12 protein-coding genes and 1 pseudogene are annotated in these 12,051 nt (G+C 74.9%); 5 read left to right on the plus strand and 8 right to left on the minus strand.

The features are described 5' to 3' along the window. The first annotated feature begins 371 nt into the window (after positions 1-371). Positions 372-1,982, plus strand: coding sequence for an alpha/beta hydrolase (locus ACFP3R_RS34195; RefSeq protein ID WP_380642510.1), 1,611 nt, complete (start codon positions 372-374; stop codon positions 1,980-1,982). A 136-nt stretch (positions 1,983-2,118) separates the two neighbouring features. Here ACFP3R_RS34195 and ACFP3R_RS34200 read toward each other — a convergent pair whose 3' ends face one another. Beyond that, positions 2,119-2,532 carry a PGPGW domain-containing protein gene (locus tag ACFP3R_RS34200; RefSeq protein WP_380642512.1) on the minus strand — a complete coding sequence of 138 codons (414 nt, stop codon included), beginning with the start codon at positions 2,530-2,532 and terminating at the stop codon, positions 2,119-2,121. A gap of 114 nt (positions 2,533-2,646) precedes the next feature. Further along, the gene (locus ACFP3R_RS34205) at positions 2,647-3,741 is read right to left on the minus strand and encodes a GDSL-type esterase/lipase family protein (RefSeq protein WP_380642514.1); all 1,095 of its coding nucleotides are present in this window, start codon (positions 3,739-3,741) and stop codon (positions 2,647-2,649) included. A gap of 280 nt (positions 3,742-4,021) precedes the next feature. On the opposite strand from ACFP3R_RS34205, the gene ACFP3R_RS34210 reads away from it, so the two are divergent. Together ACFP3R_RS34210 and ACFP3R_RS34215 are read left to right on the plus strand one after the other, a co-directional pair. Next, a complete protein-coding gene (locus tag ACFP3R_RS34210; RefSeq protein ID WP_380642516.1) occupies positions 4,022-4,864 on the plus strand; it encodes a MerR family transcriptional regulator in 843 nt (280 codons plus the stop codon). A 175-nt stretch (positions 4,865-5,039) separates the two neighbouring features. Continuing rightward, positions 5,040-5,249, plus strand: coding sequence for a DUF5988 family protein (locus ACFP3R_RS34215; RefSeq protein ID WP_380642518.1), 210 nt, complete (start codon positions 5,040-5,042; stop codon positions 5,247-5,249). 111 nt (positions 5,250-5,360) lie between these two features. On the opposite strand, the gene ACFP3R_RS34220 is transcribed toward ACFP3R_RS34215, so the two are convergent. The 4 genes from ACFP3R_RS34220 to ACFP3R_RS34235 form a co-directional block, all read right to left on the minus strand. After that, the gene (locus tag ACFP3R_RS34220; RefSeq protein ID WP_380642521.1) at positions 5,361-5,978 is read right to left on the minus strand and encodes a flavodoxin family protein; all 618 of its coding nucleotides are present in this window, start codon (positions 5,976-5,978) and stop codon (positions 5,361-5,363) included. 106 nt (positions 5,979-6,084) lie between these two features. Next, entirely contained in the window at positions 6,085-6,765 is a 681-nt protein-coding gene (locus ACFP3R_RS34225) for a DsbA family oxidoreductase (protein WP_380642523.1), read from the minus strand. Between the two features lie 96 nt (positions 6,766-6,861). Next, a complete protein-coding gene (locus ACFP3R_RS34230) occupies positions 6,862-8,685 on the minus strand; it encodes a glycoside hydrolase family 15 protein (protein ID WP_380642525.1) in 1,824 nt (607 codons plus the stop codon). Positions 8,686-8,687: 2 nt separating this feature from the next. After that, positions 8,688-9,746, minus strand: a complete 1,059-nt coding sequence (locus ACFP3R_RS34235) for a glucose 1-dehydrogenase (RefSeq protein ID WP_380642527.1) — start codon at positions 9,744-9,746, stop codon at positions 8,688-8,690. Between the two features lie 303 nt (positions 9,747-10,049). Here ACFP3R_RS34235 and ACFP3R_RS34240 point away from each other — a divergent pair, with 303 nt between their 5' ends. Further along, positions 10,050-10,718, plus strand: a complete 669-nt coding sequence (locus ACFP3R_RS34240) for a winged helix-turn-helix domain-containing protein (protein WP_380642529.1) — start codon at positions 10,050-10,052, stop codon at positions 10,716-10,718. Positions 10,719-10,784: 66 nt separating this feature from the next. Here the strand turns inward: ACFP3R_RS34240 and ACFP3R_RS34245 are convergent, their stop codons facing one another. Beyond that, complete coding sequence (locus ACFP3R_RS34245) at positions 10,785-10,988, minus strand: hypothetical protein (protein ID WP_380642531.1); 204 nt, start codon at positions 10,986-10,988, stop codon at positions 10,785-10,787. Between the two features lie 194 nt (positions 10,989-11,182). Continuing rightward, a complete protein-coding gene (locus ACFP3R_RS34250) occupies positions 11,183-11,557 on the minus strand; it encodes a hypothetical protein (RefSeq protein ID WP_380642533.1) in 375 nt (124 codons plus the stop codon). Between the two features lie 303 nt (positions 11,558-11,860). Between ACFP3R_RS34250 and ACFP3R_RS34255 the strand changes: the two are divergent. Next, positions 11,861-12,051, plus strand: a pseudogene (locus ACFP3R_RS34255) (hypothetical protein); the annotation flags it as partial.

Here is a 12,051-nt window from a genome sequence, read left to right on the forward strand (position 1 = left end):
TGCGCGCGACCCGTGCCGACGAGGGCTTCCGCCGCCCCGGGGTCCCGGCTCCGACGACCTCCCGCCCTCCTCCACCGGCACTCCGACAGCACTCCACCGGCACCGGTCGCCCGCGATCGACGGCGGCCCGCGCGCCGCCCCCGGCGGCCCCACCGCCCTGCCCTAGGCTGTGATCACCGCCGACCGGCATCGCCGCTGGTGCGGCCAACGCCGACCGGACGCCGAGGTCGGCACCGCACCGCTGCCGGCGCAGCGCACCGCCGCCGACGTCCGCAGCGCACCCCGGGGAGGTCGTCACGACATCCGTCGAGGCGCCGGACGCGCCGCGCCCCAGCCCGGTCCGCGACGCCCTGTCGCGCTACCGCCGGTCGTTGAGCAGCGTCGGCCTGGTGTTCGCGCTGGTGTTCTTCGCCTGGTCGATGACCCCGTCGCTGCTGCCCCGCCCCTGGTACCTCCAGGGCGTCGCCGCGGGCATCTGCTCGGCCACCGGCTACCTGGCGGGGGTGGGCGTGGCGCGGTTCGCGCGGGCACTGGGTCTGCGCCCGCGGTGGTCGGAGCCGACCCGGCGGCGCGGCAACGCCCTGCTGGCGGCCGGCGTCGGGGTGTGGGTGCCGGTGTCGCTGCTGCTCGGGGCGCACTGGCAGGAGCAGGTGCGGGAGCTGGTGGGGGTGCGCAGCGACGAGCGGTCCTACTACGGGTTGGTGCTGGCGGTCGCGGTGGCGGTGGCGGTCGGGCTGCGGGACGTGGCGCTGCTGCTGCGCGCGGCGTCGCGGCGGCTGGCGGCGGCGGGGTCCCGGTTCGTGCCGCCGGCGGTCGCCCGGCTGACCGGCGCGGCGGTGGTGACCATGCTCGCGCTGCTGGTCGTGGAGGGCGCGCTGGTCAACGGTTTCCTGGCGGTGGTCAACCGGCTCGCGGCGACGGCCGACCGCACCGACCACCCCGGTGTGGTGCGCCCGGTGGCGCCGGAGCGCTCGGGGTCGCCGGTCTCGCGGGTGCCGTGGAAGACGCTGGGCAAGGAGGGTCGCGCGTTCGTGGCGGGCGGCCCCACGGCGGCCGAGCTGAGCGAGTTCACCGGCCGCCCGGCCCTCACGCCGATCCGCGTCTACGGCGGGCGGTCCTCGGCGGGGTCGCTGTCCGAGGTGGCGGGGCTGGTGGTGGCCGAATTGGAGCGGACGGGGGCGTTCGACCGGGCGGTGCTGGCCGTGGTCACCACCACCGGCACCGGCTGGGTGGACCCGGCGGCCACCGAGGGGTTGGAGTACCTCTACGGCGGCGACACCGCGATCGCCGCCCTCCAGTACTCCTACCTGCCCAGCTGGGCCGCGTTCGTGGCCGACCGGGAGAGCCCGCAGGCGGCGGGCGCGGAGCTGTTCGACCAGGTCCACGCGGCCCGGGAGCGGCGGCCGCCCGACCGCAGGCCCGAACTCGTCGTCTACGGCGAGAGCCTCGGCGCCTTCGGCGGCCAGGCGGCGTTCGACGGGCTCGGGGACATGACCACCCGCACCTCCGGCGCGCTGTGGACGGGCACCCCGAACTCGACGCGGGTGTGGGAGGACCTGACCGCCGAGCGCGACCCGGGTACCCCGCAGCGGTTGCCCGTCGTGGACTCCGGGGCCGCCGTGCGGTTCGCCGACGACCCGGGCGACCTGGACCTGTCCGCGCCGTGGGGCGGCAGCCGCGTGGTGTACCTCCAGCACGCGACCGACCCGGTCGTCTGGTGGTCGCCCCAGCTGCTCACCCGCCGCCCCGACTGGCTGGCCGAGCCGCGCGCCCCGGACGTCAGCCCGCAGATGACGTGGTTGCCCGCGATCACCTTCTGGCAGTTGACCATGGACCTGGTGTTCGCCGCGGACGTGCCGCCGGGGCAGGGCCACCACTACGGGCCGGTGGAGACGGTCGAGGCGTGGGTCCACGTCCTGGACCCGCCCGGCTGGACCGCGGCGGACACCGAGCGGTACCGGGAGCTGGTGGAGGGGCGGTGAGCCGGCGCGGCGGGGTGCGGGCGGCGGGGTGCGGGCGGCGGGGTGCGGGGTGCGGGCAGCGGGGTGCGGGCAGCGGGGTGCGGGCAGCGGGGTGCGGGCAGCGGGGTGCGGGCAGCGGGGTGCGGGCAGCGGGCGGCTACGTGCGGGGAGCCGGGCGCCGGGCCCGCACCCGGCGGTAGCTCCAGCCCAGCAGGGCGAGCAGGACGAGCCCGGACAGGATGAGGCTCGACCCGGTGCTCCAGCCGCCGAAGGGCAGCGACCGCACCACGCCCCACACCACGCCGGCCGCGATGAGCAGCAGCCCGGCGGTCACGGAGCCGGCGATGCGCAGCGGCGAGGAGACGCTGTCCTCGGCCGCCTTCATGGCCCGGTCGCGCACCGGGTCGACGTAGCGCTCCAGGGCGGGGAACTCCGAGGCGAGCACGATCAGCCCCGCCAGCACCAGCAGCAGCCCGGGTCCGGGCAGCACCAGCAGCAGCACCCCCACGACGAGCAGCGCCGAGCCCACGACGACGACGCCCACCTGCTTCACCGGCTTGCCGACTCCCACGTGCGGCCCTCCCTCGCGTTCCCGCCCAGTGTGCCGAGTCCGGGACGCGCACGCGCGCCGAGAGGGGCGTTCGCGCCGGTCCTGGTCGCGGGGTACCCGGGGCCGAGCCCCACCTCACCTGGGGTGCGCCGCGTCGGCCCCGCGCCGCGCCGCGTCGGCCCCCTCCGTCGAGAGGTGCAGCGCCCCGTCCTCCCCCGGCACGCACGCCGCCTCCCGCTCGGCGGTGCCGAGGAACAGCCCGACGCAGCCGGCGACCTGCTCGTGCCCCGCGGCGTTGGGGTGGAAGGATTCCACACTGGCGTGCTCGACGCGCTCGGCGTCGGCGAAGCCGTCCCAGTCCAGGGTGAGCCGGGTGAACCACTCGTGCTCCGGGTGCTCGCCGCCCGTGCACGCCTCGTGCCCGTGCCCGGCGCGGGACAGGTCGAGGAAGCGGGCGTCGGCGCGGTCGGCGGCGGTGCGCAGCGCGGCGGACAGGTCGGGCACGGCGTGGTCCCGGATCCAGGCCAGGTCCTCGGTGAGGAAGGGGCAGCCGCTGAGGTTGCGCAGCTCCTCGGGGATGTCCGGGGTCAGCGGCGAGGCGTAGGACAGCTGGACCAGCTGGTAGTCGCCGTCCCGGTAGCCGGCGTCGGCCAGGGCCCGCCGGACGTCGGCGAGCGCGCGGGCGACCTTGGGCACCACGGCGTCCAGGCGCTGCCGCCAGTCCCGCTCGATCTCGCCGCGGCACGGCGTGGCGAGCTTCAGCCTGGCGTTGAGGCAGTCGGACATGAGCCGGGAGAAGCGGGGGTCGTCGTTGGCGCCGACCGCGACCAGCACGGCGGCGACGCGGTGGGTCCGGGCGAGTTCGGTGAGCCGCCGCGCCTGGCTGGGCTCGGTCCACTGCGCGGTGCCGTCCAGGGTGACGTCCTCGGTGGCGGCCCCGGAGCAGGCGAGGTTGACCTTGGCCTCCACGCCGGGCACGTCGATCCGGTTGACCAGGGCGTTGCCGGAGCGGTGGCACCAGTTGCCCCGCACGCCGTCGGTCTCGGGGGCGTAGTCGCCCGCGCCCTCGCCGGAGGTCGTGCTGTCACCCAGGGTCACCACGGTCAGCGGGCCGTTGCCGGGTGGGCCGGACGGGTCCGTCGCGCCGCCGACCTCCAGGAACAGCGCCGTGCCGATCACGCCCGCCACCCCGGCCAGTGCGCCGAGCAACCAGTACCTCGCGCGTGCCACCGTTGATCGCCTCCCGCGCCGGTCACCGCGGACCGCGGTCGCCTCCGGTCCTCGCGGGGTGGACTGCCCCGGGCGGGCCGGTTCAGTCCGCGAACGGCCGGGTGGATGCGAACCTGTTATGCGGCATCCGTGCTGGTCACAGCCAGTTTCCCGGTCGCGTGGAAAACCACCCGATGGTGGAGGTCGCGGCGCCCCGGATCGCCACTTTCGAGGGATCGTCGGGCGGGGCGGTGACCACCGCGCTTGACCTTGTGGCAACCACAGGGATGACGATGGGGGCATGTTGTCGATCGGCGAGTTCAGCGAGATGTGCCACCTGTCGCCCCAGGCGCTGCGGTTCTACCACGCCAGGGAGCTGCTGGTGCCGGCCGAGGTGGACGAGCGGACCGGTTACCGCGGGTACTCGTTCGACCAGGTCGAGCAGGCGATGGTGATCACGGTCCTGCGCGGGGCGGGGATGGGCGTGGAGCTGGTCCGGCGGGCGCTCGACGAGCCCGACGCGGCGCCGGGGCTGCTGCGGCGGCACGAGGAGGAGGTGCGGCGCCTGCGGCGGGCCCAGGACGAGGCGCTCGGCGACGCGCGCGAGCTCCTCGGCTCGTGGCCGGAGGTGCGGCGCCGCTCCGTGCCCGCGATGACCGTGGCGTCCAAGCCGGTGCCCGGTCCGGTGGCCGCGCGGGACCGGTACGACTGGGCCGAGGTGGACGACGCCACGACCGCCGCGGTGCGGGAGGTGGTCGGGGCGGTGGAGTCGTGCGGGGCCGAGGTGTCGGGGCCGCCGTGGCGGTCCTGGGCGGCCGAGACCCCGGAGCAGAAGCGGCGGGGCCTCACCGCGGAGGGACCGCACTGGCTGGTGAAGGTGCCCTTCGTGACCGCCGGGGCGGCGGTGCCGGCCTTGCCGGGCGACATCGAGGTCCAGCCCTTCGCGGCCCGGGAGGAGCTGTCGATCCTGCTGCCGGGCCGGGACTCGGTGGCCAAGTTCGGCACCGCGCTCTCGCGCCTGGTGGCGCACCCCCTCGACGCCGCCTACGTCGACATGTCCCGGATGCGGCACGTGCTGCACGAGCACGGCGTGGAGACGGCGGTGGCGATCCGCGCGCTGGACGGGACCGGGGACGCGGGGTGACGCAACCCCTTTCCCGAAGAATTCGACCCCTGATCTTCGACTGGCACCACAGAACCAACGGGCAATGATATCGAGATTTCTTGACAGCCCTCCACGCCGTCCCCAGCATGAGACGTGGAACACACCGGACGACCGGTTTCGGGAAATCGTCCGGCGAGCGCATGGGGGTTTGCACGTGAAGTTCCAGCGAGCAACGCTGATCGGCGGTCCGACCGAGCTGCCCGAGGTGGAGCGGGTGTGCGAGGTGACGAACCTCGACGACAAGGTCAAGGTCAGCTACGGCGCCGGTTACGAGCACTTCAGCCACAGCGGTGAATTCGACCGGCGGGACGGTGAGACGCTCGCCGTGTTCACCTGGTCCGGTCGGACGCGCATCGCCGAGTGATCGGGAACGCGGAGGGGCCGGTCACCCGGGTGACCGGCCCCTCCGCGTTCCCCCGCCGGTCTCCCCCGCCCTTTCCGCCACCCCGGCCACCCCGGCCACCCCGCTCCGCAGTCATCCGGCGGGCGGGTACTGGTCCTGCTTGAGCAGCCGCGCCAGGTGCGCGGCGTTGGCGGCCAGCTTCCGGTTGGTCGAGGCCACCGCGTCGGGGGTCTGCTCCAGGTCCAGGTAGTCCTTGGGGTTCATCGCCTCGTTGTTCCAGTAGGTCCCGCCGTTGGCCGGGATGGTGAACCCGACGTCGTTGAGTGCCTGGAAGCAGTCGGCGATGATCTTGTGGGCGCCGTCCTCGTTGCCGACCACCGCGACCACGGCGACCTTGCCCCAGGTCAGCAGGCGGCCCTCGTCGTCGGTCTCGGACAGCTCGGCGTCCAGCCGTTCCATCACCCGCTGGGCGACGCTGGAGGGGTGGCCCACCCAGGTGGGCGTGGCCAGCAGCAGGATGTCGGCGGCCAGGACCCGGTCCCGGATCGCGGGCCACTCGTCACCGCCGCCCATGTCCTTCTCGACCCCGGGGCGCACGTCGTGGTCCACCACGCGGACGAGGTCGCCCCGGACGCCGTGGCCGGCCAGCTCGTCGAGCACCTGGCGGGCCATCTTGTCGGTGCTCGACGGCGCGGGCGAGGGTTTGAGGGAACAGGTCAGGGCGAGCGCGGTGAGCGTGTGTTCAGCCATGGGGGGCACCTACCCCGTGTCGGGGCCGCCGAACCCGGGGACCTCCGGTCCGGGGTCACCCGGCGGCGCGGATCACCCGGCGACCCGGGTCACCCGACGGCGCGGGTCACCCGGCGGCGCGGCGGACCAGGTCGGCGAACACACCGGGGTCGTCGTGCTCGACCACCGGGAACCCGGCGCCCGGCTTGCCCTCCCAGCGCAGCTCGACGCCGGGGTTGTGCACGTCGGAGCCGTCGGCGAAGAACAGGTGCGGGCTGCCCTGCACGGCGTCCCGGTGGGTCCGGGAGTCGCGCGTCATCGGCCCGCGCGCCCGCCCGTCGTCGAGGGCCTCGGCCAGGGCGTCGGCGTCCACGTGGGCGCAGCCGCGGGCGACGTCGAGGATCTCGTGGCGCAGCGACACGCACCGGCTGTCGCGGAACAACGCCTGCCGCAGCGCCACGTCCAGCTCCTCGGTGGCCTGGGGCGACTGCTCCTTGGCCGCCTGCACGGCCTCGTTCGCGGGGGCGGTGGTCACCGGCCAGGTCGACGGGTCGGCCTGCCAGTTCTTCCACTCCAGCGCGGGTTCCAGCGCGCCCACCACGGGGATCTCGGAGTCGATGAGCGCCCTGGGGATCGGGCCCCCGTTGACCTCCTCCAGCGGGAAGCACCGGTGGTCGAGGTGGACCCGGTCGGTCAGCCCCAGCTCGTCCCGGGCGCGCAGCAGCCGCACGATCGCCACCGCCGACCACGGGCACGCGATGTCGGTGTAGATGACGATGGTCCCCGGTCGCACGTCGGGTCGTGGCACGTCTTACCTCCTGGTCGCCTCCCGGCCCGGGTACCCGTGGGGCCGGGCGGCGAACCGGCGCCCGGGGACGGCGCGGGCGCCGGCGCACGGTGGTCTTCAGGCCGGTCCGTCGTCCCCCAGGTGCTGCTCGGCGCGGCCGGCGGAGGTCCTGGTGGAGGTGCCGCCGAGCTGGCGGGCGGTGTTGACCAGGCCCTCCATGCTGAACGCCTGGGGCGTGTTGCCCATGTGGCGGCCGGTGGCGGTGTCGTACTCCTCGCTGAGCAGGCCGACGTCGTTGCGCAGGTCGAGCAGCCGTTCGAACAGCTCGCGGGCCTCGGTCTCGCGGCCGGTGCCGTGCAGGGCGTCGGCGAGCCAGAACGTGCAGGCCAGGAACGCGCCCTCGTCGCCGGGCAGGCCGTCGACGCCGCCGTCGGCGTCGGTGCGGTAGCGCAGCACGAAGCCGTCCACGCACAGCTCGCGGCGCACCGCGTCGACGGTGCCGCGCACGCGCGGGTCGTCCCAGGGCAGGAACCCGACCCTGGGGATGAGCAGCAGGGCCGCGTCCAGGCCCTGCGAGCCGTAGAACTGGGTGAACGTGCCGCGTTCGGCGTCGTAGCCCTGCTCGCAGACCTCGGCGTGGATGCGGTCGCGCACCTCGCGCCACCGGTCCGCCGGGCCGGCCAGCCCGTGGTGGCCGACCGTGTGCACGGCGCGGTCGAGCCCGGCCCACGCCATCACCTTGGAGTGCACGAAGTGCCGGCGCGGGCCGCGGACCTCCCACAGGCCGTTGTCCGGGTCCTGCCAGCGGCCCTCCAGGTGGTCCAGCAGCGCCCGCTGGAGGTCCCACGCGGTGTCGGAGCCCGCCAGGCCGGCTTCGCGGGCCAGGTGCAGTCCGTCGAGCACCTCGCCCCACACGTCGAGCTGGAACTGGTCGGCGGCGGCGTTGCCGACCCGGACCGGTGAGGCGCCCTCGTAGCCGGACAGCCAGGGCAGGGTCTGCTCGGGCAGCCGCCTGCGGCCGTCGAGCCCGTACATGATCTGGAGCTTCGCCGGGTCGCCCGCGACGGCGCGCACCAGCCACTCGCGCCAGGCGCGGGCCTCGGCGACGAACCCGGTGCCCAGCAGCGCCTGGAGGGTGAAGGTGGCGTCGCGCAGCCAGCAGTAGCGGTAGTCCCAGTTGCGCGGACCGCCCCACTGCTCGGGCAGCGAGGTGGTGGCGGCGGCGACGATGCCGCCGGTGGGGGCGTAGGTCAGGGCCTTGAGGGTGACCAGGGCGCGGCGCACGGCGTCGGCCCAGGGCCCCCGGTAGGTGCAGCGGCTGATCCAGCCGGCCCAGAAGTCCTCGGTGTCGCCGATGGCCTGGTCGGCGTCGACGGCGTGCGGGCGGGGCAGGTGGGAGGCGGTGTGGGTGAGCACGAACGGGACCCGCTGCCCGGCGCGGACCTCGAACTCGGCGGTGGTGGTCAGGTCGTGGCCGCGCAGCGGCACGGTGGTCTCCAGCCACACCGCGTCGGGTCCGGCGACCGCGGCCAGCGCCCCGTCGTGGTGGCGCACCCAGGGCACGGCGCTGCCGTAGTCGAACCGCAGCCTCAGGTCCACGCGCATCGGCACGCTGCCGGACACGCCCTCCACCACGCGCACCACGTCGGCGGCCTCGCCGCGCGGCGGCATGCAGTCGATCACGCGCACGGTGCCGTGCGGGGTGTCCCACTCCGACTCCAGCACCAGGGAGTCGCCGCGGTAGCGGCGCCGGGTGGCCGGGCCGCCGGTCGCGGGGGCGATCAGCCAGCGGCCGGCGTCCTCGTCGTGCAGCAGGGCGGCGAAGCAGGCGGGCGAGTCGAACGCGGGCAGGCACAGCCAGTCCAGGCTGCCGTCCCGGGCGACCAGGGCGGCGGTCTGGAGGTCGCCCAGCAGCGCGTAGTCCTCGATCGGGGAGGGCATCGTCAGCGTCCCCCGTCCAGGGTGATGACCACCTTCACGTCCTCGGGTCCGGCCTCGAAGGCGTCGGCGAAGGAGCCGAGCGGCACCCGTCGGGTGATCAGGCCGTCGAGCCAGTCGCGGTCGGCCGCGGCCAGCGCCTCGGCCGCCTGCCGGTAGTGGCGCAGGTTGGCGTTGACCGAGCCGACCACCACGTCGTTCTCCAGCACCATGTCGCGGTTGACCTTGGCGGCGTCGACGCGGGTCCGGCGGCCGCCCTGCGAGACGCCGGTCAGGCAGACCACGCCGTAGGGGGCGGTGTTGCCCATCGCGGCGAACACCAGGTCGCCCACCCCGGTGGCCTCGATGACGACGTCGGGTTGGAGGCCGGAGGCGACCTCCTCCACGTACCCGGAGTGGTAGGTCGCGCCCAGCCGGTCGACCAGGCGTGGTTTGGGGCCGGTCTCGACCCGGTCGAGCACGTGCACCTCCAGGCCCTGCTGGACGCCGATCATCGCGGCCAGCAGACCGATCGGGCCCGCCCCGGTGACCAGGGCGCGGCGCGGTTCGAACCAGGCGCGCTCCCCCACCCGGCGCACCTGCTCCCACGCCTTGGCCACGACCGAGGTGGGTTCCACCAGCACCCCGAGGTGGCCGAGGGCGGGGTCCACGGCCACGGCGTAGGCGGGTTCGACGCACCACAGTTCGGCGCCGTACCCGTCGAGCTCCTTGATGCCGCGTTCGGTGTAGCGGCCGTTGCGGCAGTTGTCGAACTCGTCGCGCGCGCACGCCCCGCACGGTTCGGGGTCCGGTCGCCGGACAACGCCGACCACCAGGTCTCCCGGGGTGAAGCCGCTGCCCTCCGGCGCGGTGCTCACCCGGCCGAGGGATTCGTGGCCGAGGACCAGCCGGTCGCGACCCGGTGGGGCCCACCCGTACTCGGCCTGGACGATCTCCTTGTCGGTGCCGCAGACACCCACGGCCAGGCCCTCGACCAGCAGCTCGCCCGGCCCCGGTGTCGGGTCGGGGAGGTCGGTGAGCCGGAGCGATCCGGCGGTGCCGGGTTCCAGGGTCAGCGCGCGCATGGACCAGTACTACCCGAAGGGGCGGCCGGCACACCCTCGACAGGCCGGGGTGGACCGGGTGGCGCGGGGCGGTCGGGTGGCGCGAGTCGGCCGGGGCTGTCAGGTCGGTGTGGGCGGGTCGGCGCGCGCGGGTCGGTCGGGTCGGCGCGGGTTGCGGTCCACTGAGGAGGGTGGGGCCGAATTCCCGGTTTCCGGGCGCCCGTCCGGGGAGAACCTGACGAACACCTTGCGATCGGCGCCCGGCCCCGGCGGGAGGCGTCGGGGTGGGTGAAGCTGGAGGACCCGGACCGGAGGAGCGGTGACATGGACATCTCGGTCCTGCTCGTCGAGGACGACGAGCACATCAGGCAGGCGCTGGGCCTGGCGATGGCCGACGAGGGTTTCGCCGTGACCGACGCGGTGTCCGGTGAGCAGGCGTTGGAGCTGCTGGCCGGGGCCGAGCCGGACGTGGTGCTGCTGGACCTGGTGCTGCCCGGCGTGGACGGCCTGGAGGTCTGCCGCACGCTGCGGGCCCGGGGCGACCTGCCGATCATCATCGTGACCGCCCGCACCGACGCCGCCGACGTGATCGCCGGCCTCGAAGCCGGCGCCGACGACTACGTGACCAAACCGCTGGTGGCCAGCGTGCTCGCGGCCCGCATCCGCGCCCTGCTGCGCCGCACCGGTCGCCAGGAGGTCGTCCGGCTCGGGGAGCTGGAGGTCCAGCCGCAGACGGGCGCGGTGCTGCGCGCGGGCGCGGAGGTGCACCTGACCCGCACGGAGTTCCGGCTGCTGGTGGAGCTGGCCTCGGCCGAGGGCCGGGTGGTCAGCCGGGAGCAGCTGCTCCAGCGCGTGTGGGGCTACGACTACTTCGGCGACACCCGGCTGCTCGACGTGCACATCCGCCGCCTGCGCCGCAAGGTCGAACCCGACCCGGACGAGCCGAAGCTGATCCTGACCGTTCGCGGCTCGGGGTACCGGACGGGGCCGTGACGCCGGGGTCCCGACCGGCGGTCCTGGCGGGCGTGGTCTGCGGGGCGTGGTCTGCGGGGCGGGTTCCTACCGGGCGCGGTCCTGTTCCGCGCAGCGGTCGCAGCGGTGGGGGCCGACGGCGCGGTCCCGGCCGTCCCACCCGGCGGCGACTGCGCGCTGCCACAGCACGATCCACTCCTGGCGCCGGTCGCCGGGGTCGAAGTCGCGACCGCAGCTGTCGCAGATCAGGAGCAGCGCGACGGGGTCGCGCCCGGTGGGGATGGCGGTCACGGTGAAACGGTCGACTTCCTCGATGGGGGACGGGAGGCGGGTGTCGGCCGCGCCCTTGCGGCCGACACCCGGTCGTGCACCCGTGATGGTCTCGGGAGCCCGTTCCACTGTGGCCCACGACGCCGCGGATCCACCTTGCGATCACCTTGCGATCGCCCGGGTCCCGGTTCGGGTCCACTGTGGAACCGGCGCGGTCAGTCCTCGAACAGCAGCTTGGCCCACGCGGTGGTGCTCTCCGCGAACGACACGACGCCCCACTGGGCGGCCAGGGCGTCGACGACGAGCAGCCCGGCGCCGGAGCGCCACGGCCCGACGTGGCGCTCCGCGCCGTTGCGGACCCGCACCACGAGCGGGTCCGGGCGCCGCAGCGGCGCCGGCCGGAGCACGTAGGGCGGCGACCCGTACCGCCGGGCGTTGTCCAGCGGCTCGCCGACGACGGCCCCCACCAGCAGGGCGTCCTCGGCGGACCGGCCGCGCACGTGCTCCCGCAGCCACCGCTCGACCTCGGCCCGGGGCGGGGAGTCCCGGTCGTCGAGGACCAGGGTGGCGGTGTCGTCGCGGGCGCTCATCGGCGCCGCTCCGCCGCGCCGCGACGGCGTGGGGACGTGGGGTGCGGCGGGGGTTCGGGGCACACGCGCGAGCATCCCACCGACCGGTCCGGGCGCACCTGACGATTGTCTTGCGTTCGTCGGCGCGGGCGGTCTCACTTGGTCATCACGGTGCGTGATGACCAAGTGAGACCGTGGCGGAACTCCGGGTGCCCGGCGGCATTGACATGTTTCGATGATGTGACCGAAACTTTAGGTCTTCGGTCTTCGTGATCATCGATCCCCGTCGTCGCCTCCACCACCCTGCCCGGAAGGAGAGCCCTGATGAACACCAGATCGGGCCGCTCTAAGATCCGTTCGACGGTCCTCGTGCTGGCGGTGACGGCCCTGACCGCCGTCGGGGCGTTGGCGGTGGTGACCGAGACCACGACCGCGCGGGCCGCCGGTGACGTGTCCATCGCGGCGGTGGAGGACGACGGCGCGGACTGCCCGGTGACCCTGCCCGGGTCGACCCC

This window comes from Saccharothrix lopnurensis, from assembly GCF_042658445.1.
Lineage (GTDB): Bacteria > Actinomycetota > Actinomycetes > Mycobacteriales > Pseudonocardiaceae > Actinosynnema > Actinosynnema lopnurensis.